Below are 15,747 nucleotides of genomic sequence, written 5' to 3'. Positions count from 1 at the left end.
CCGAATTGAGGAGCTGACATGGCAAAGGAAAAGTTCGAGCGGACCAAGCCGCACGTGAACGTTGGTACGATTGGTCACGTTGACCACGGCAAGACGACGCTGACCGCAGCGATCGCAACCGTGCTGTCGAGCAAGTTCGGTGGTACCGCGAAGAAGTACGACGAAATCGACGCAGCGCCGGAAGAAAAGGCACGCGGCATTACGATCAACACCGCGCACATCGAGTACGAAACGGCCAACCGCCACTACGCGCACGTTGACTGCCCGGGCCACGCCGATTACGTCAAGAACATGATCACCGGTGCCGCCCAGATGGACGGTGCAATCCTCGTGTGCTCGGCCGCTGACGGCCCGATGCCGCAAACGCGTGAGCACATCCTGCTGGCCCGTCAGGTCGGCGTGCCGTACATCATCGTCTTCCTGAACAAGTGCGACATGGTGGACGACGCTGAGCTGCTGGAGCTGGTCGAGATGGAAGTGCGCGAACTTCTGTCGAAGTACGACTTCCCGGGCGACGACACCCCGATCATCAAGGGTTCGGCCAAGCTGGCGCTGGAAGGCGACAAGGGCGAACTGGGCGAAGTGGCCATCATGAACCTGGCCGACGCACTGGACACCTACATCCCGACGCCGGAGCGCGCTGTTGACGGTACGTTCCTGATGCCGGTGGAAGACGTGTTCTCGATCTCGGGTCGCGGCACCGTGGTGACCGGCCGTATCGAGCGCGGCGTGATCAAGGTCGGCGAAGAAATCGAAATCGTCGGTATCGCCATGGACGGCGACAAGCCGAAGATCGACAAGACGACCTGCACGGGCGTGGAAATGTTCCGCAAGCTGCTGGACCAAGGTCAGGCAGGCGACAACGTCGGTATTCTGCTGCGCGGCACGAAGCGCGAAGACGTCCAGCGCGGCCAAGTGCTGGCCAAGCCGGGCTCGATCAAGCCGCACACGGAATTCACGGGCGAGGTCTACATCCTGTCGAAGGACGAAGGCGGCCGTCACACGCCGTTCTTCAACAACTACCGCCCGCAGTTCTACTTCCGTACGACGGACGTGACCGGCTCGATCGCCCTGCCGGAAGGCAAGGAAATGGTCATGCCGGGCGACAACGTGTCGATCACCGTCAAGCTGATCGCCCCGATCGCCATGGAAGAAGGCCTGCGCTTCGCAATCCGTGAAGGTGGTCGTACCGTCGGTGCTGGCGTCGTTGCCAAGATCCTGAAGTAAAAGGCGGATTGATGCGCTGTTCCTCGCAAGGGGTGCGGCGCATCGCCTGTTGCATCGCTCTTTCAATCTACCGGCGGCCCGGCCGCCATGCTCTTTAAGGAAACATCATGCAGAACCAGAAGATCCGTATCCGCCTGAAGGCTTTCGACTATCGCCTGATCGACCAGTCGGCCGCTGAAATCGTCGAGACCGCCAAGCGCACCGGCGCGATCGTCAAGGGCCCGGTGCCCCTGCCGACTCGCATCCAGCGTTTCGACGTTCTGCGTTCGCCGCACGTCAACAAGACCAGTCGCGACCAGTTCGAAATCCGCACGCACCAGCGCCTGATGGACATCGTCGACCCGACGGATAAGACTGTCGACGCGCTGATGAAGCTGGACCTGCCGGCCGGTGTGGACGTCGAGATCAAGCTGCAATAAGCAAGACAACGCTGCCGGATCCTTCCGGTAACGGGCAGACGGCGAGCCAAGTGCTCGCCGTTTTGCTCTTGAGGTGGCGGATGTTGCATTGCACACGACGTCCGGGCGCTATCCGGCAATCGGCCTTGCATATTGTTCGTAACCGGGATATATTGTACGGCTACCCCTTTAGTCAGGGGAGTGGGCTGGCCATTTGGCCTCGCGCCGTCTCTTTAGGCGCAGTCCAGTTCAAGATTCGTAGTATCAATCAGCCCCGGCCAATCGCAGCTGGGAATGGAGCAAACCATGAGCCTTGGCCTTGTAGGTCGCAAGGTTGGCATGACCCGTATTTTCACGGACGACGGCGATTCGATTCCCGTCACCGTGCTCGAGGTCGGCGACAACCGCGTGACGCAAATCAAGACGGACGAGACCGACGGTTATACCGCGGTTCAAGTCACCTTCGGCACCCGACGCGCCAGCCGCGTCACCAAGCCGCTGGCGGGTCATCTCGCCAAAGCCGGCGTGGAAGCGGGCGAAGTCATCAAAGAATTCCGAGTGGATGCCGCTCGTGCCGCTGAATTCCAGCCTGGCGCGAACATCAGCGTCGACCTGTTCGAAGTCGGTCAGAAGATCGACGTCCAGGGTGTGACGATTGGTAAGGGCTACGCCGGTACCATCAAGCGCTACAACTTCTCGTCGGGCCGCGCCTCGCACGGTAACTCGCGCTCGCACAACGTGCCGGGCTCGATCGGTATGGCGCAGGATCCGGGCCGCGTGTTCCCGGGTAAGCGCATGACCGGTCACATGGGTGACGTCACCCGTACCGTCCAGAATCTGGAAATCGCCAAGATCGACGCAGAGCGCAAGCTGCTGCTGGTCAAGGGTGCGATTCCGGGCGCCAAGGGCGGTCAAGTCATCGTCACGCCGGCCGTGAAGGCCCGCGCCAAGAAGGCATAAGGAGCAAACGCATGGAACTGAAGCTGCTCCAGGACAACGGTCAACTCGGCGCCGGCGTTGCTGCCTCGCCGGAAGTGTTCGGCCGTGACTACAACGAAGCCCTCGTTCACCAAGTCGTCGTCGCTTACCAGGCCAACGCTCGCAGCGGTAACCGTAAGCAGAAGGACCGTGAAGAGGTCAAGCACACGACCAAGAAGCCGTGGCGTCAAAAGGGTACGGGCCGCGCCCGTGCAGGTATGAGCTCCTCCCCGCTGTGGCGCGGGGGTGGTCGTATCTTCCCGAACAGCCCGGAAGAAAACTTCTCGCAGAAGGTCAACAAGAAGATGTACCGCGCCGGCATGCGCTCGATTTATTCGCAGCTCGCCCGTGAAGGTCGCATCAACGTCGTTGACAGCCTGTCCGTCGACGCGCCCAAAACCAAGCTGCTGGCCGACAAGTTCCGCGCCATGGGCCTGGATTCGGTGCTCGTGATTACCGATAACCTGGACGAAAACCTCTTCCTGGCATCGCGCAACCTGGCGCACGTGCTCGTGGTTGAGCCGCGTCACGCCGACCCGCTGTCGCTCGTGCACTACAAGAAGGTGCTCGTGACCAAGGCAGCCGTCGCGCAGATCGAGGAGTTGCTGAAATGACGCAAGTTGCCAAGAACGACCATCGCCTGATGCAGGTGCTGCTGGCACCTGTGGTGTCTGAAAAGGCAACCCTGGTGGCCGAGAAGAACGAACAGGTCGTGTTCGAAGTGGCTCGCGACGCCAACAAGGGCGAAGTGAAGGCTGCTGTCGAGCTGCTGTTCAAGGTCGAAGTCGAGTCCGTCCAGATCCTGAACCAGAAGGGCAAGCAAAAGCGCTTCGGCCGCTTCATGGGTCGTCGTGACCACGTGAAGAAGGCCTATGTGTCGCTGAAGCCGGGCCAGGAAATCAATTTTGAAGCGGAGGCCAAGTAATCATGGCACTCGTCAAAACCAAGCCGACATCGCCGGGCCGCCGCTCGATGGTGAAGGTCGTTAACCCCGACCTTCACAAGGGCGCGCCGCACGGTCCGCTGCTGGAAAAGCAAATCCAGAAGTCGGGTCGTAACAACAACGGCCACATCACTACCCGTCACAAGGGCGGTGGTCACAAGCATCACTATCGCATCGTCGATTTCAAGCGTAACGACAAGGACGGTATCCCGGCCAAGATCGAACGCCTGGAATACGACCCGAACCGTAGCGCCAACATCGCGCTCGTGCTGTTCGCTGACGGCGAACGCCGCTACATCATCGCCCCGAAGGGCGCTGTGGTTGGCCAAGCCATCGCCAACGGCTCGGAAGCGCCGATCAAGGCCGGTAACAACCTGCCGATCCGCAACATCCCTGTCGGTACGACGATCCACTGCGTGGAAATCCTGCCGGGCAAGGGCGCTCAAGTTGCCCGTTCGGCCGGTACGTCCGCCGTGCTGCTGGCTCGCGAAGGCATCTACGCTCAAGTGCGTCTGCGCTCGGGTGAAGTGCGCCGCGTGCACATTGAGTGCCGCGCGACCATTGGTGAAGTCGGCAACGAAGAGCACAGCCTGCGCCAGATCGGCAAGGCCGGTGCAACCCGTTGGCGCGGTATTCGCCCGACCGTTCGCGGTGTGGTGATGAACCCGGTCGATCACCCGCATGGTGGTGGTGAAGGTAAGACTGCTGCTGGCCGTGATCCGGTGTCCCCGTGGGGTACGCCGACCAAGGGCTACCGCACCCGTCGTAACAAGCGCACTGACAGCATGATCGTTCAGCGCCGTCACAAGCGTTAATCGGTAGGTAGGAGCTTAGATATGACTCGTTCCGTAAAAAAGGGTCCTTTCATTGACGCCCACCTGCTGAAGAAGGTTGAGGCGGCAGTGCAAACGAAGGACAAGAAGCCCATCAAGACTTGGTCGCGTCGTTCGACCATTCTGCCGGACTTCATCGGCCTGACGATCGCCGTTCACAACGGCCGTCAGCACGTGCCCGTGTATGTCACGGAAAACATGGTTGGCCACAAGCTCGGCGAATTTGCGCTCACGCGTACGTTCAAGGGCCACGCTGCCGACAAGAAAGCGAAGCGATAAGGGGCAATCATGGAAGTTAAAGCGATTCATCGCGGCGCCCGTATCTCCGCACAGAAGACGCGCCTGGTCGCTGACCAGATTCGCGGCCTGTCGATCGAGCGCGCGCTCAACGTGCTGACGTTCAGCCCGAAGAAGGCGGCTGGCATCGTGAAGAAGGTGGTTGAGTCCGCCATCGCGAACGCCGAGCACAATGAAGGCGCCGATATCGACGAGCTGAAGGTCAAGTCGATCTACATCGACAAGGCCACGTCGCTCAAGCGTTTCACGGCGCGTGCGAAGGGCCGTGGCAACCGCATCGAGAAACAAACCTGTCACATCACTGTGACGCTGGGCAACTAAGGGGTCACGATGGGACAGAAGATTCATCCGACTGGCTTCCGTCTGGCTGTCAGCCGTAACTGGGCATCGCGTTGGTACGCGAGCAACACCCAGTTTGCCGGCATGCTCAAGGAAGACATCGAGGTTCGCGAGTTTCTGAAGAAGAAGCTGAAGAACGCGTCGGTGGGCCGCGTGGTCATCGAGCGTCCGGCCAAGAATGCTCGTATCACCATTTACAGCTCACGTCCGGGCGTGGTGATCGGCAAGAAGGGCGAGGACATCGAACTGCTGAAGGCCGAACTGCAGCGTCGCATGGGCGTGCCCGTGCACGTTAACATCGAAGAAATCCGCAAGCCGGAAGTCGATGCACAGCTGATCGCCGATTCGATCACGCAGCAGCTCGAGCGCCGCATCATGTTCCGTCGCGCAATGAAGCGCGCGATGCAGAACGCGATGCGTCTGGGTGCCCAAGGCATCAAGATCATGAGCTCGGGCCGTCTGAACGGCATCGAAATCGCCCGTACCGAGTGGTACCGCGAAGGCCGTGTGCCCCTGCACACGCTGCGCGCAGATATCGACTACGGCTTCTCCGAAGCGGAAACCACCTACGGCATCATCGGTGTCAAGGTGTGGGTATACAAGGGTGACCACCTCGGTCGCAACGACGCACCCGTCGTGGAAGAGCCGCAAGAAGAGCGCCGCAAGCGTCCGGGTCGCCCGGAAGGTCGTCGCCGTGAGGGCGAAGGTCGCCCGGCCGGTCAGCGCCGCGGTGCTGGTGCTGGTGCAGGTGCCCGTCGTGGCGCCGACGCCAAGACTGGAGAATAAACATGCTGCAACCTAAGCGCAGGAAGTACCGCAAGGAGCAGAAGGGCCGTAACACCGGTATCGCGACGCGCGGCAACGCAGTCTCGTTCGGCGAGTTCGGTCTGAAGGCGATGGGCCGCGGCCGTCTGACCGCGCGTCAGATTGAGTCGGCCCGTCGTGCGATGACCCGTCACATCAAGCGTGGCGGCCGCATTTGGATCCGGATTTTCCCGGACAAGCCGATCTCGAAGAAGCCTGCCGAAGTCCGTATGGGTAACGGTAAGGGCAACCCGGAATACTACGTGGCTGAAATTCAGCCGGGCAAGATGCTGTACGAAATGGACGGCGTTGGCGAAGAACTGGCACGCGAGGCATTCCGCCTGGCCGCTGCCAAGCTGCCGATCGCGACCAGCTTCGTGGTGCGTCAGGTCGGAACGTAAGGAGCACACACCATGAAAGCATCCGAACTGCGCGACAAAGATGTCGCCGGGCTGAACCAGGAGCTCTCCGAGCTGCTGAAGGCTCAATTTGGCCTGCGCATGCAAAAAGCGACGCAACAGCTGCAGAACACCAGCCAGCTGAAGAAGGTGCGTCGTGACATCGCGCGTGTCCGCACCGTGCTGGGCCAGAAGGGGAACCAGAAATGACTGAAGCCGCAACGTCCCTGAAGCGCACGCTCGTCGGTCGCGTTGTCAGCAACAAGATGGACAAGACCGTCACGGTCCTGATCGAAAACCGCGTCAAGCATCCGCTGTACGGCAAGTACGTGGTGCGCTCGAAGAAGTACCACGCGCACGACGAAGCCAATCAGTACAACGAAGGCGACAAGGTTGAGATCACGGAGTCGCGTCCGCTTTCCCGCACGAAGTCGTGGGTGGTGTCACGTCTGCTTGAAGCTGCACGCGTGATCTAAAACAACAGCGGAGCAGTTTGCTGTTGCAAGGCCGAGATTATGTGATATAGTCTCGGTCTTTCCCTTTCAGAGGGTGGCTGGCAAATCTGCTGGTGGCTCGGGTGAGGGAAAAAGCGAATGGGCCAGGCGGCAATCGCCGTCGGGCAGCTACCGACTTCAAGTTGATCAACCCAATCGCAGTTGGCGCAATGCCAGCAGCCGGCGGGACCAAGACTGATCGCCTCTGCGCATTGTGCGTTTGGCGAATTAAGTTGGGACGAGAACACCATGATTCAGACAGAAAGCCGGCTCGAAGTGGCCGATAACACGGGTGCGCGTGAAGTCATGTGCATCAAGGTGCTGGGCGGTTCGAAGCGCCGCTACGCCAGCGTCGGCGACATCATCAAGGTCAGCGTCAAGGACGCTGCCCCGCGTGGTCGCGTGAAGAAGGGCGATATCTACAATGCCGTGGTGGTGCGTACCGCCAAGGGCGTGCGCCGTCCCGACGGCTCGCTCATCAAGTTCGACGGCAATGCCGCCGTGCTGCTGAACACCAAGCTTGAGCCGATCGGCACCCGTATCTTCGGGCCGGTCACTCGCGAACTCCGTACCGAGCGCTTCATGAAGATCGTGTCGCTCGCGCCGGAAGTGCTGTAAACGGAGGCCGCATGAACAAGATTCGCAAGGGCGATCGCGTCATCGTCCGTACCGGTAAAGACAAGGGCAAGCAAGGTACGGTGCTGGCCGTGCTCGCCGAGCATGTGACGGTTGAAGGCGTGAACGTTGCCAAGAAGCACGTGCGTCCGAACCCAATGCTGGGTACCACGGGTGGTGTGGTCGACAAGGTCATGCCCATCCATATTTCGAACGTTGCGCTCGTGGATGCCAATGGCAAGCCGTCGCGCGTTGGCATCAAGGTTGAAGGCGGCGTGAAGACGCGCGTGCTGAAGACCACCGGTGCTGCCGTCGGCGCTTGATTCTGGGCAATAGAGAGGAGTTGAGCATGACTGCACGTCTGCAAGAGTTTTACAAAGAGAAGGTTGTGCCCGAACTGATCAAGCAGTTTGGTTACAAGTCCGTGATGGAAGTGCCGCGCATCACCAAGATCACCCTGAACATGGGTCTTGGTGAAGCCATCAATGACAAGAAGGTCATCGAGCACGCCACGGGCGACCTGATCAAGATCGCTGGCCAGAAGCCCATCGTGACGAAAGCCCGCAAGGCTATCGCCGGCTTCAAGATTCGCCAGGGTTACCCGATCGGTACGATGGTCACGCTGCGTGGCCAACGGATGTACGAATTCCTGGATCGCTTCATCACCGTGTCGCTGCCCCGCGTGCGCGACTTCCGTGGTGTGTCGGGTAAGGCGTTCGATGGTCGCGGCAACTACAACATCGGTGTGAAAGAGCAGATCATTTTCCCCGAGATCGAGTACGACAAGATCGACGCACTCCGTGGTCTGAACATCAGCATCACGACGACTGCGAAGAACGACGAGGAAGCGAAGGCGCTCCTCAATGCGTTCAAGTTCCCGTTCCGTAATTAAGGGGTTACCGTGGCTAAATTGTCTCTGATCGAACGCGAGAAGAAGCGTGCCAAGCTCGTGGCCAAGTACGCTGAGAAGCGCGCCGCTCTCGAAGCCATCGTGGCCGACCAAAGCAAGTCGGAAGAAGAGCGCTACGAAGCGCGTCTGAAATTGCAAGCGCTGCCGCGCAACGCAAATCCGACGCGTCAGCGCAACCGCTGCTCGATCACCGGTCGTCCCCGCGGTACGTTCCGTAAGTTCGGCCTGGCGCGTAACAAGCTCCGCGAGATCGCCTTCAAGGGCGAGATCCCGGGTCTGACGAAAGCCAGCTGGTAATCACGCACAGGCTACAGGAGAAACAGTATGAGCATGAGCGATCCGATCGCCGATATGCTGACGCGTATCCGCAACGCGCAAGCGGTGGAAAAAGCGTCGGTGGTCATGCCGTCGTCGAAGCTGAAGGTGGCAATCGCCAAAGTCCTGAAGGACGAAGGCTACATCGACGAATTCGCCGTGACCGAGCAGGGTGGCAAGTCCACGCTGACGATTGGTCTGAAGTACTACGCTGGCCGCCCGGTCATCGAGCGCCTGGAGCGCGTCTCGAAGCCTGGTCTGCGTGTGTACAAGGGCCGTAATGAAATTCCGCAAGTGATGAACGGCCTGGGTGTCGCCATCATCTCGACCCCGCAGGGTCTGATGACGGACCGCCGCGCCCGCGCAACCGGTGTCGGTGGCGAAGTCATTTGCTACGTCGCCTAAGGGAGGGGAACCATGTCTCGCGTAGGTAAGGCTCCCATCGCGCTGCCCAAGGGCGCCGAAGTTAATTTCGCTGGTGGTCTGCTGACCGTTAAGGGCCCGCTGGGCACCCTGACCCAGCCGATCCACTCGCTGGTCAAGGTCACCACCGACAACGGCACGATCACGTTCGCGCCGGCAGATGAGTCGCGTGAAGCCAATGCGCTGCAAGGTACGATGCGCGCCCTGACGGCCAACATGGTCAAGGGTGTGACGACGGGCTTCGAGCGCAAGCTGAACCTGGTCGGCGTGGGTTACCGGGCATCGGTTCAGGGCACCGCTCTGAAGCTGCAACTCGGTTTCTCGCACGACGTGATCCATGAGATGCCGGAAGGCGTGAAGGCGGAAACGCCGACGCAAACCGAGATCATCATCAAGGGTTCGGATAAGCAAAAAGTTGGTCAGGTCGCCGCTGAAGTGCGTGGTTATCGTCCGCCGGAGCCTTACAAGGGCAAGGGTGTGCGCTACGCCGATGAGCGTGTGATCCTGAAGGAAACCAAGAAGAAGTAAGGGTGCACATCATGAACAAAAATGACTCGCGTCTGCGCCGTGCACGTCAGACCCGCCTGAAAATTGCGGAACTGAACGTCGCCCGTCTGGCTGTGCACCGTACGAACCTGCACATTTATGCGCAGGTCTTCTCGGAAGATGGCACCAAGGTCCTGGCTTCGGCCTCGACGGCGGAAGCCGAAGTCCGCAAGGAACTGAACGGCAACGGTGGCAACACCGCTGCTGCCACCCTGGTGGGTAAGCGTATCGCTGAGAAGGCGAAGGCTGCCGGCATCGAAGCCGTGGCGTTCGATCGCTCGGGTTTCCGTTATCACGGTCGCGTAAAGGCTCTGGCCGACGCGGCACGCGAAGCTGGCCTGAAGTTCTAAGCCGGCATAGAGGATATCGTCATGGCAAAAATTCAACCTAAGGTCCAAGGGGACGAACGCGACGACGGTCTTCGCGAGAAGATGATCGCGGTCAACCGTGTGACCAAGGTGGTCAAGGGCGGCCGGATTCTCGGTTTCGCTGCTCTGACTGTGGTCGGCGACGGCGACGGCCGTATCGGCATGGGCAAGGGTAAGGCTAAGGAAGTCCCGGTGGCCGTGCAGAAGGCAATGGACGAAGCCCGTCGCAAGATGGTCAAGGTCCCGCTGAAGAACGGTACGCTGCAGCACGAAGTGGTTGGCAAGCATGGCGCCGCGAAGGTGCAGATGATGCCCGCGAAGGACGGTACCGGCGTGATCGCCGGCGGCCCGATGCGCGCTATCTTCGAAGTGATGGGCGTGACGAACATCGTGACCAAGTCGCACGGTTCGACCAATCCTTACAACATGGTGCGCGCAACGCTGGATGGCCTGCGCAAGATGAGCACCCCGGCCGAAGTTGCCGCCAAGCGTGGCAAGTCGGTCGAAGAGATCCTCGGCTAAGCCGAAGGGATAGGTGAACGATATGTCGCAGAAAACCGTGAAAGTCCAACTCGTGCGCAGCCTGATCGGCACGCGCGAAGACCACCGCGCCACGGTGCGCGGCCTGGGCCTGCGCCGCATGAACTCGGTGTCCGAATTGCAGGACACGCCCGCAGTGCGCGGCATGATCAACAAGGTGTCCTACCTGGTCAAGGTCATCGGCTAAGGCAAGACGGAGAAGAACATGCAACTGAATAACCTGAAGCCGGCAGCCGGCTCCAAGCACGCCAAGCGCCGCGTTGGTCGCGGTATTGGTTCGGGCCTGGGCAAGACGGCTGGTCGTGGTCACAAGGGTCAGAAGTCGCGTTCGGGTGGTTTCCATAAGGTCGGCTTCGAAGGCGGCCAGATGCCCCTGCATCGTCGTCTGCCCAAGCGTGGTTTCACCTCGCTGACCAAGGAATTCACCGCTGAAGTGCGTCTGGGCGACCTGGCGGGCCTGCCGATCGAAGAAATCGATCTGCTGTCCCTCAAGCAAGCCGGCCTCGTTGGCGAGATGGTCAAGAGCGCCAAGGTGATCCTGTCGGGCGAAATCGACAAGAAGGTCACTCTGAAGGGTATCAGCGCGACGGCTGGGGCGAAAGCTGCAATCGAAGCGGCTGGTGGCTCGCTGGCCTAATAGCCTGCTGTTTCACACTGACGGAGCATCCGTTTGGCCACGGCGAAACCTAATGTGATGGCCCAGGCCAAGAACACGGCCAAGTACGGCGATCTTCGCCGTCGGTTGGTGTTCCTGGTTCTGGCACTGCTGGTGTACCGGATCGGCGCGCACATTCCTGTGCCCGGTATCGATCCGGATCAACTGGCGCAGCTTTTCCAACGGCAGTCGGGTGGCATCCTCGGGATGTTCAACCTGTTCTCCGGTGGTGCGCTGTCGCGTTTCACGGTGTTTGCGCTGGGGATCATGCCGTACATCTCGGCGTCGATCATCATGCAACTGCTGACGATCGTGTTGCCGCAGCTGGAATCGTTGAAGAAGGAAGGCCAAGCCGGCCAGCGCAAGATTACGCAGTACACGCGCTACGGTACGGTCGTCCTGGCAACGTTCCAGGCGCTGGGGATTGCAGTGGCACTCGAAGCGCAGCCGGGTCTGGTTTTGGATCCGGGTCTGATGTTCCGGGCCACCGCCGTGATTACGCTGGTGACGGGCACCATGTTCCTGATGTGGCTGGGTGAGCAGATCACCGAGCGTGGTCTGGGCAACGGGATCTCGATCATCATTTTCGGCGGGATTGCTGCCGGGCTGCCCAATGCGATCGGCGGGTTGTTCGAGCTGGTGCGTACGGGATCGATGGGGATTTTCTCGGCGATCCTGGTGGTGGCGATTATTGGTGCGGTGACGTTCGTGGTTGTGTTCATCGAACGGGGCCAGCGCAAGATCCTCGTCAATTACGCCAAGCGGCAGGTTGGTAACAAGATTTATGGCGGACAGTCGTCGCATCTGCCGCTGAAGTTGAATATGGCCGGGGTGATTCCGCCGATCTTTGCGTCGTCGATCATTCTGTTCCCGGCCACGATCGCGGGCTGGTTTACAGCTGGCAACTCGACGAATCCGGTTGCACGGGTTGTCAAGGACCTCGCGGCAACGCTGTCGCCGGGTCAGCCGGTGTACATCCTGCTGTATGCAGCGGCGATCATCTTCTTCTGTTTCTTCTACACCGCGCTGGTCTATAACAGCCGGGAAGTGGCGGATAACCTGAAGAAAAGTGGGGCGTTCATTCCGGGCATCCGTCCGGGCGAGCAAACCACGCGGTATATCGACAAGATTCTGGTGCGGTTGACCCTGGCGGGTGCGATCTACATCACGCTGGTGTGTCTGTTGCCGGAGTTCTTGGTGCTGCGCTGGAATGTGCCGTTCTACTTCGGTGGGACATCCCTGTTGATCATCGTGGTTGTCACGATGGACTTCATGGCGCAAGTGCAGTCCTACGTGATGTCTCAGCAGTACGAGTCTTTGATGAAGAAGGCGAATTTCAAGGGAAACCTGACGCTCCGCTAAGAGCGATCGCACGAACCTGAAGGGACATGGCTAAAGATGACGCGATCCAGATGCAGGGCGAGGTGCTGGAAAACCTCCCCAACGCAACGTTTCGCGTCAAGCTAGAGAACGGCCACGTAGTGTTAGGCCATATTTCCGGCAAGATGCGCATGCATTACATCCGCATCTTGCCCGGGGACAAGGTGACGGTCGAATTGACCCCGTATGATCTGTCCCGCGCGCGCATCGTATTCCGGGCGAAGTGAGCGGACTGGAATTGAAGGAAGAGGAAAATCATGAAAGTGCTGGCTTCTGTTAAGCGCATTTGCCGCAACTGCAAAATCATCAAGCGCAAGGGCGTGGTGCGTGTGATCTGCTCGTCGGACCCGCGTCATAAGCAGCGCCAAGGCTAATTTCGCAAAGAGGATTGACGAATGGCACGTATCGCAGGGGTCAACATCCCCAACCACAAACATACCGTGATTGGCCTGACGGCGATCTACGGTATCGGCCGCTCGCGCGCTCAGAAGATTTGCGAGGCTACTGGCATCCCGACCGACAAGAAGGTCAAGGACCTGACGGATCCGGACCAGGACGCGCTGCGTAAGGAAATCGAGAAGTTCCTCGTTGAAGGCGATCTGCGCCGTGAAACGACGATGAACATCAAGCGCCTGATGGATCTGGGCTGCTACCGTGGCGTGCGCCATCGCAAGGGCCTGCCGATGCGTGGTCAGCGTACCCGCACCAATGCCCGTACCCGTAAGGGTCCGCGCAAGGCCGGCGTCGCGCTCAAGAAGTAATCCGTCGGGTAAAGGATAGGAACTATGGCAAAAGCAGCGAATACCGCCGCCCAGCGCGCGCGCAAGAAGGTTCGCAAGAACGTCGCCGACGGCATCGCGCACGTTCACGCGTCGTTCAACAACACAATCATCACGATCACCGACCGCCAGGGCAACGCTCTGTCGTGGGCGACGTCGGGTGGCCAAGGCTTCAAGGGCTCGCGTAAGTCGACGCCGTTCGCCGCCCAGGTTGCGGCTGAAAGTGCTGGCCGCGTGGCGCAGGACCAAGGCATCAAGAACCTGGAAGTGCGCATCAAGGGCCCGGGCCCGGGTCGTGAATCGGCTGTGCGTGCACTGAACAACCTGGGTATCAAGATCCAGTTGATCGAAGACGTGACGCCGGTGCCGCATAACGGCTGCCGCCCGCCGAAGCGTCGTCGTATCTAAGCGATTCGACCGACCGCGCCCGCTGTTGGCGAGGTCGGTCTGCGGGTGCTATACTCGCCCGCTTGCCTGTCTTCCGGATTTCCCGGAAGGCGGGTTTCGTCTTTTCATAAGCCCACTGTTCGCTGCGGTCCCGTTGTTAGGGCTGAGCAGGCGGACCATCCGAAGCCGTGCGCCTCGGATGACTGATAACGAAGGAACATAACGTGGCACGCTATACCGGTCCCAAGGCGAAACTGTCTCGCCGCGAAGGTACTGACCTTTTCCTGAAGAGCGCACGTCGCTCCCTCGCCGACAAGTGCAAGCTGGACAGCAAGCCTGGTCAGCACGGCCGCACCTCCGGCGCCCGCACCTCCGACTACGGCAACCAACTGCGTGAAAAGCAGAAGGTCAAGCGCATCTACGGCGTGCTTGAGCGTCAGTTCCGCCGCTACTTCGCTGAAGCCGATCGTCGCAAGGGCAACACGGGTGAGACCCTGTTGCAACTGCTGGAATCGCGCTTGGACAACGTCGTGTACCGCATGGGCTTCGGCTCGACCCGCGCAGAGGCGCGTCAGCTGGTGTCGCACAAGGCGATTCTGGTGAACGGTCAAGCCCTGAACGTGCCGTCGGCCCAGATCAAGACGGGCGACGTGATTGCCATCCGTGAAAAGTCGAAGAAGCAAGTGCGTATTGCTGAATCGCTGACGCTGGCAGAGCAAACCGGCTTCCCGACGTGGGTTGCTGTGGATGCCAAGAAGATGGAAGGCACCTTCAAGCAAGTTCCGGATCGCGCAGATATCGCCGGCGACATCAACGAAAGCCTGATCGTCGAATTGTATTCGCGTTAATGACGAGGCCCGTACCGCAAGGTGCGGGCTTGTGCGCCTTTTGGGGACGCTCATCGTCTACATTGTGTTCGAGCGCTGGATATCACTGGTGCGCAGATCCAATCCGAATCGTTACGTGCCGCAACGCGATTGCGGCACGCGCGTCTTCCGTCACGTATTCCGTGGCGGATTCTTTTAGTCCCCGTCAGCCTTATCGGTGTAACGAGCCGAGGGTATTGAAATAGGACAACCTAATGCAAACAGCACTCCTGAAGCCCAAAATTATTGCGGTTGAGCCGCTTGGCGATCATCACGCGAAGGTCGTCATGGAACCGTTCGAGCGCGGCTACGGCCACACGCTCGGTAACGCGCTGCGCCGCGTGCTGCTGTCGTCGATGGTCGGCTATGCACCGACCGAAGTGACGATCGCTGGGGTCGTCCACGAGTACTCCACCATCGATGGCGTTCAGGAAGACGTCGTCAACCTGTTGCTGAACCTGAAGGGCGTGGTGTTCAAGCTGCACAACCGTGATGAAGTCACGGTGTCGCTGCGCAAGGAAGGCGAAGGCGTGGTGACTGCGGCCGATATCGAGCTGCCGCACGATGTCGAAATCATCAACCCGGGTCACGTCATTGCGAACCTGTCGGCTGGCGGCAAGCTCGATCTGCAGCTGAAGGTCGAGCAAGGCCGCGGCTATGTGCCGGGCAACGTGCGCAAGTTCGGCGATGAGTCGAGCAAGGTCATCGGCCGCATTGTGCTGGACGCATCGTTCGCGCCGGTGCGCCGTGTGTCGTACGCCGTTGAGTCCGCTCGCGTGGAGCAGCGTACCGACCTCGACAAGCTGGTGATGAACATCGAAACCAATGGCGTGATTTCGCCGGAAGAGGCGATCCGCCAGTCGGCTCGCATTCTGGTGGATCAGCTGTCGGTGTTTGCCGCGTTGGAAGGCACTGAAAGCGCCGCCGAGGCCGCCGCCGCCCGTGCACCGCAGATCGATCCGATCCTGCTGCGCCCGGTCGACGACCTGGAGCTGACGGTGCGTTCGGCCAACTGCCTGAAGGCGGAAAACATCTACTACATCGGCGATCTGATCCAGCGTACCGAGAACGAACTGCTCAAGACCCCGAACCTGGGTCGCAAGTCGCTCAACGAGATCAAGGAAGTCCTCGCTTCGCGTGGCCTGACGCTCGGCATGAAGCTCGAGAACTGGCCGCCCGCAGGTCTGGAGAAGTAAGTTGCAGTGCTCGGCCGGTGCGTTCGCATCGGCCGGTTTTCCCGCCGTTGCTGTCT

General features: G+C 60.1%; 29 protein-coding genes. All 29 read left to right on the top strand.

Annotated elements, in window-relative coordinates:
- The first annotated feature begins 18 nt into the window (after positions 1–18).
- Positions 19–1,227, top strand: a complete 1,209-nt coding sequence (gene tuf / locus AAHM38_RS10780) for an elongation factor Tu (protein ID WP_009241890.1) — start codon at positions 19–21, stop codon at positions 1,225–1,227.
- Positions 1,228–1,334: 107 nt separating this feature from the next.
- Positions 1,335–1,646, top strand: coding sequence for a 30S ribosomal protein S10 (rpsJ, locus tag AAHM38_RS10775; protein ID WP_004634473.1), 312 nt, complete (start codon positions 1,335–1,337; stop codon positions 1,644–1,646).
- Between the two features lie 285 nt (positions 1,647–1,931).
- The gene (gene rplC, locus AAHM38_RS10770) at positions 1,932–2,585 is read left to right on the top strand and encodes a 50S ribosomal protein L3 (protein ID WP_004634474.1); all 654 of its coding nucleotides are present in this window, start codon (positions 1,932–1,934) and stop codon (positions 2,583–2,585) included.
- 11 nt (positions 2,586–2,596) lie between these two features.
- Positions 2,597–3,217: a 50S ribosomal protein L4 gene (gene rplD, locus AAHM38_RS10765; protein ID WP_004634475.1), complete on the top strand. Its 621-nt coding sequence runs from the start codon at positions 2,597–2,599 to the stop codon at positions 3,215–3,217.
- Positions 3,214–3,528 (top strand): 50S ribosomal protein L23, encoded by a 315-nt coding sequence (gene rplW, locus AAHM38_RS10760; protein WP_004634476.1) that lies wholly within the window; start codon positions 3,214–3,216, stop codon positions 3,526–3,528. Before rplD ends, rplW begins: the two co-directional genes overlap by 4 nt.
- Before the next feature lie 2 nt (positions 3,529–3,530).
- Positions 3,531–4,361: a 50S ribosomal protein L2 gene (gene rplB, locus AAHM38_RS10755; protein WP_015855752.1), complete on the top strand. Its 831-nt coding sequence runs from the start codon at positions 3,531–3,533 to the stop codon at positions 4,359–4,361.
- 21 nt (positions 4,362–4,382) lie between these two features.
- Positions 4,383–4,658: a 30S ribosomal protein S19 gene (gene rpsS / locus AAHM38_RS10750; protein ID WP_004634478.1), complete on the top strand. Its 276-nt coding sequence runs from the start codon at positions 4,383–4,385 to the stop codon at positions 4,656–4,658.
- A gap of 9 nt (positions 4,659–4,667) precedes the next feature.
- Positions 4,668–4,997, top strand: a complete 330-nt coding sequence (rplV, locus tag AAHM38_RS10745) for a 50S ribosomal protein L22 (RefSeq protein ID WP_004634479.1) — start codon at positions 4,668–4,670, stop codon at positions 4,995–4,997.
- 9 nt (positions 4,998–5,006) lie between these two features.
- The gene (gene rpsC, locus AAHM38_RS10740; protein WP_012763158.1) at positions 5,007–5,801 is read left to right on the top strand and encodes a 30S ribosomal protein S3; all 795 of its coding nucleotides are present in this window, start codon (positions 5,007–5,009) and stop codon (positions 5,799–5,801) included.
- A gap of 2 nt (positions 5,802–5,803) precedes the next feature.
- The gene (gene rplP / locus AAHM38_RS10735; RefSeq protein WP_003264123.1) at positions 5,804–6,220 is read left to right on the top strand and encodes a 50S ribosomal protein L16; all 417 of its coding nucleotides are present in this window, start codon (positions 5,804–5,806) and stop codon (positions 6,218–6,220) included.
- A 12-nt stretch (positions 6,221–6,232) separates the two neighbouring features.
- The gene (rpmC, locus tag AAHM38_RS10730; RefSeq protein WP_004634481.1) at positions 6,233–6,427 is read left to right on the top strand and encodes a 50S ribosomal protein L29; all 195 of its coding nucleotides are present in this window, start codon (positions 6,233–6,235) and stop codon (positions 6,425–6,427) included.
- Positions 6,424–6,693 (top strand): 30S ribosomal protein S17, encoded by a 270-nt coding sequence (rpsQ, locus tag AAHM38_RS10725; RefSeq protein ID WP_004634482.1) that lies wholly within the window; start codon positions 6,424–6,426, stop codon positions 6,691–6,693. The genes rpmC and rpsQ overlap by 4 nt, the downstream gene beginning before the upstream one ends.
- 267 nt (positions 6,694–6,960) lie before the next feature.
- Positions 6,961–7,329 (top strand): 50S ribosomal protein L14, encoded by a 369-nt coding sequence (gene rplN, locus AAHM38_RS10720; protein WP_003264129.1) that lies wholly within the window; start codon positions 6,961–6,963, stop codon positions 7,327–7,329.
- A gap of 11 nt (positions 7,330–7,340) precedes the next feature.
- The gene (rplX, locus tag AAHM38_RS10715) at positions 7,341–7,649 is read left to right on the top strand and encodes a 50S ribosomal protein L24 (RefSeq protein WP_009241893.1); all 309 of its coding nucleotides are present in this window, start codon (positions 7,341–7,343) and stop codon (positions 7,647–7,649) included.
- A gap of 26 nt (positions 7,650–7,675) precedes the next feature.
- A complete protein-coding gene (rplE, locus tag AAHM38_RS10710) occupies positions 7,676–8,218 on the top strand; it encodes a 50S ribosomal protein L5 (RefSeq protein ID WP_009241894.1) in 543 nt (180 codons plus the stop codon).
- A gap of 9 nt (positions 8,219–8,227) precedes the next feature.
- Positions 8,228–8,533 carry a 30S ribosomal protein S14 gene (gene rpsN, locus AAHM38_RS10705; RefSeq protein ID WP_004634486.1) on the top strand — a complete coding sequence of 102 codons (306 nt, stop codon included), beginning with the start codon at positions 8,228–8,230 and terminating at the stop codon, positions 8,531–8,533.
- 27 nt (positions 8,534–8,560) lie between these two features.
- A complete protein-coding gene (rpsH, locus tag AAHM38_RS10700; RefSeq protein WP_004634489.1) occupies positions 8,561–8,956 on the top strand; it encodes a 30S ribosomal protein S8 in 396 nt (131 codons plus the stop codon).
- A gap of 12 nt (positions 8,957–8,968) precedes the next feature.
- On the top strand, positions 8,969–9,502 hold the full coding sequence (gene rplF / locus AAHM38_RS10695; protein ID WP_012763152.1) for a 50S ribosomal protein L6: 534 nt from the start codon (positions 8,969–8,971) through the stop codon (positions 9,500–9,502).
- Positions 9,503–9,513: 11 nt separating this feature from the next.
- The gene (gene rplR / locus AAHM38_RS10690) at positions 9,514–9,870 is read left to right on the top strand and encodes a 50S ribosomal protein L18 (protein WP_009241896.1); all 357 of its coding nucleotides are present in this window, start codon (positions 9,514–9,516) and stop codon (positions 9,868–9,870) included.
- 21 nt (positions 9,871–9,891) lie between these two features.
- Positions 9,892–10,410, top strand: a complete 519-nt coding sequence (rpsE, locus tag AAHM38_RS10685; protein ID WP_004634493.1) for a 30S ribosomal protein S5 — start codon at positions 9,892–9,894, stop codon at positions 10,408–10,410.
- A 22-nt stretch (positions 10,411–10,432) separates the two neighbouring features.
- On the top strand, positions 10,433–10,615 hold the full coding sequence (gene rpmD / locus AAHM38_RS10680; RefSeq protein ID WP_003264137.1) for a 50S ribosomal protein L30: 183 nt from the start codon (positions 10,433–10,435) through the stop codon (positions 10,613–10,615).
- An 18-nt stretch (positions 10,616–10,633) separates the two neighbouring features.
- Positions 10,634–11,065: a 50S ribosomal protein L15 gene (gene rplO, locus AAHM38_RS10675; RefSeq protein WP_009241897.1), complete on the top strand. Its 432-nt coding sequence runs from the start codon at positions 10,634–10,636 to the stop codon at positions 11,063–11,065.
- A 57-nt stretch (positions 11,066–11,122) separates the two neighbouring features.
- Positions 11,123–12,445: a preprotein translocase subunit SecY gene (secY, locus tag AAHM38_RS10670; RefSeq protein WP_009277656.1), complete on the top strand. Its 1,323-nt coding sequence runs from the start codon at positions 11,123–11,125 to the stop codon at positions 12,443–12,445.
- Between the two features lie 26 nt (positions 12,446–12,471).
- Complete coding sequence (gene infA, locus AAHM38_RS10665) at positions 12,472–12,690, top strand: translation initiation factor IF-1 (protein WP_009241899.1); 219 nt, start codon at positions 12,472–12,474, stop codon at positions 12,688–12,690.
- Positions 12,691–12,720: 30 nt separating this feature from the next.
- Positions 12,721–12,837 (top strand): 50S ribosomal protein L36, encoded by a 117-nt coding sequence (gene rpmJ / locus AAHM38_RS10660; RefSeq protein WP_003264141.1) that lies wholly within the window; start codon positions 12,721–12,723, stop codon positions 12,835–12,837.
- 21 nt (positions 12,838–12,858) lie between these two features.
- On the top strand, positions 12,859–13,224 hold the full coding sequence (rpsM, locus tag AAHM38_RS10655) for a 30S ribosomal protein S13 (protein WP_004634501.1): 366 nt from the start codon (positions 12,859–12,861) through the stop codon (positions 13,222–13,224).
- Positions 13,225–13,248: 24 nt separating this feature from the next.
- Complete coding sequence (gene rpsK, locus AAHM38_RS10650) at positions 13,249–13,650, top strand: 30S ribosomal protein S11 (protein WP_003264143.1); 402 nt, start codon at positions 13,249–13,251, stop codon at positions 13,648–13,650.
- A gap of 203 nt (positions 13,651–13,853) precedes the next feature.
- Complete coding sequence (gene rpsD, locus AAHM38_RS10645) at positions 13,854–14,477, top strand: 30S ribosomal protein S4 (RefSeq protein ID WP_012763151.1); 624 nt, start codon at positions 13,854–13,856, stop codon at positions 14,475–14,477.
- A 233-nt stretch (positions 14,478–14,710) separates the two neighbouring features.
- A complete protein-coding gene (locus AAHM38_RS10640; RefSeq protein ID WP_004634508.1) occupies positions 14,711–15,691 on the top strand; it encodes a DNA-directed RNA polymerase subunit alpha in 981 nt (326 codons plus the stop codon).
- Positions 15,692–15,747 lie beyond the last annotated feature (56 nt).

Origin of the sequence: Ralstonia sp. OTU4908 (assembly GCF_038440115.1) — a bacterium.
Classification (GTDB): Bacteria; Pseudomonadota; Gammaproteobacteria; order Burkholderiales; family Burkholderiaceae; genus Ralstonia; species Ralstonia pickettii.
The sequence above is the reverse complement of the archived record's forward strand: the minus strand, read 5'-3'. Positions and strand labels throughout refer to the sequence as shown.

Excerpts from the sequence above, each read along its gene's own strand:
- rplF (WP_012763152.1), top strand. The coding sequence starts at position 8,969 with ATGTCTCGCGTAGGTAAGGCTCCCATCGCGCTGCCCAAGGGCGCCGAA.
- rplB (WP_015855752.1), top strand. The coding sequence starts at position 3,531 with ATGGCACTCGTCAAAACCAAGCCGACATCGCCGGGCCGCCGCTCGATG.
- infA (WP_009241899.1), top strand. The coding sequence starts at position 12,472 with ATGGCTAAAGATGACGCGATCCAGATGCAGGGCGAGGTGCTGGAAAAC.
- rpsS (WP_004634478.1), top strand. The coding sequence starts at position 4,383 with ATGACTCGTTCCGTAAAAAAGGGTCCTTTCATTGACGCCCACCTGCTG.
- tuf (WP_009241890.1), top strand. The coding sequence starts at position 19 with ATGGCAAAGGAAAAGTTCGAGCGGACCAAGCCGCACGTGAACGTTGGT.
- rpsJ (WP_004634473.1), top strand. The coding sequence starts at position 1,335 with ATGCAGAACCAGAAGATCCGTATCCGCCTGAAGGCTTTCGACTATCGC.
- rpmD (WP_003264137.1), top strand. The coding sequence starts at position 10,433 with ATGTCGCAGAAAACCGTGAAAGTCCAACTCGTGCGCAGCCTGATCGGC.
- secY (WP_009277656.1), top strand. The coding sequence starts at position 11,123 with ATGGCCCAGGCCAAGAACACGGCCAAGTACGGCGATCTTCGCCGTCGG.
- rpsE (WP_004634493.1), top strand. The coding sequence starts at position 9,892 with ATGGCAAAAATTCAACCTAAGGTCCAAGGGGACGAACGCGACGACGGT.
- rplV (WP_004634479.1), top strand. The coding sequence starts at position 4,668 with ATGGAAGTTAAAGCGATTCATCGCGGCGCCCGTATCTCCGCACAGAAG.
- AAHM38_RS10640 (WP_004634508.1), top strand. The coding sequence starts at position 14,711 with ATGCAAACAGCACTCCTGAAGCCCAAAATTATTGCGGTTGAGCCGCTT.
- rpsQ (WP_004634482.1), top strand. The coding sequence starts at position 6,424 with ATGACTGAAGCCGCAACGTCCCTGAAGCGCACGCTCGTCGGTCGCGTT.
- rpmJ (WP_003264141.1), top strand. The coding sequence starts at position 12,721 with ATGAAAGTGCTGGCTTCTGTTAAGCGCATTTGCCGCAACTGCAAAATC.
- rpmC (WP_004634481.1), top strand. The coding sequence starts at position 6,233 with ATGAAAGCATCCGAACTGCGCGACAAAGATGTCGCCGGGCTGAACCAG.
- rplE (WP_009241894.1), top strand. The coding sequence starts at position 7,676 with ATGACTGCACGTCTGCAAGAGTTTTACAAAGAGAAGGTTGTGCCCGAA.
- rpsC (WP_012763158.1), top strand. The coding sequence starts at position 5,007 with ATGGGACAGAAGATTCATCCGACTGGCTTCCGTCTGGCTGTCAGCCGT.
- rplP (WP_003264123.1), top strand. The coding sequence starts at position 5,804 with ATGCTGCAACCTAAGCGCAGGAAGTACCGCAAGGAGCAGAAGGGCCGT.
- rpsK (WP_003264143.1), top strand. The coding sequence starts at position 13,249 with ATGGCAAAAGCAGCGAATACCGCCGCCCAGCGCGCGCGCAAGAAGGTT.
- rplW (WP_004634476.1), top strand. The coding sequence starts at position 3,214 with ATGACGCAAGTTGCCAAGAACGACCATCGCCTGATGCAGGTGCTGCTG.
- rplR (WP_009241896.1), top strand. The coding sequence starts at position 9,514 with ATGAACAAAAATGACTCGCGTCTGCGCCGTGCACGTCAGACCCGCCTG.
- rplO (WP_009241897.1), top strand. The coding sequence starts at position 10,634 with ATGCAACTGAATAACCTGAAGCCGGCAGCCGGCTCCAAGCACGCCAAG.
- rpsM (WP_004634501.1), top strand. The coding sequence starts at position 12,859 with ATGGCACGTATCGCAGGGGTCAACATCCCCAACCACAAACATACCGTG.
- rpsH (WP_004634489.1), top strand. The coding sequence starts at position 8,561 with ATGAGCATGAGCGATCCGATCGCCGATATGCTGACGCGTATCCGCAAC.
- rplC (WP_004634474.1), top strand. The coding sequence starts at position 1,932 with ATGAGCCTTGGCCTTGTAGGTCGCAAGGTTGGCATGACCCGTATTTTC.
- rplX (WP_009241893.1), top strand. The coding sequence starts at position 7,341 with ATGAACAAGATTCGCAAGGGCGATCGCGTCATCGTCCGTACCGGTAAA.
- rplD (WP_004634475.1), top strand. The coding sequence starts at position 2,597 with ATGGAACTGAAGCTGCTCCAGGACAACGGTCAACTCGGCGCCGGCGTT.
- rplN (WP_003264129.1), top strand. The coding sequence starts at position 6,961 with ATGATTCAGACAGAAAGCCGGCTCGAAGTGGCCGATAACACGGGTGCG.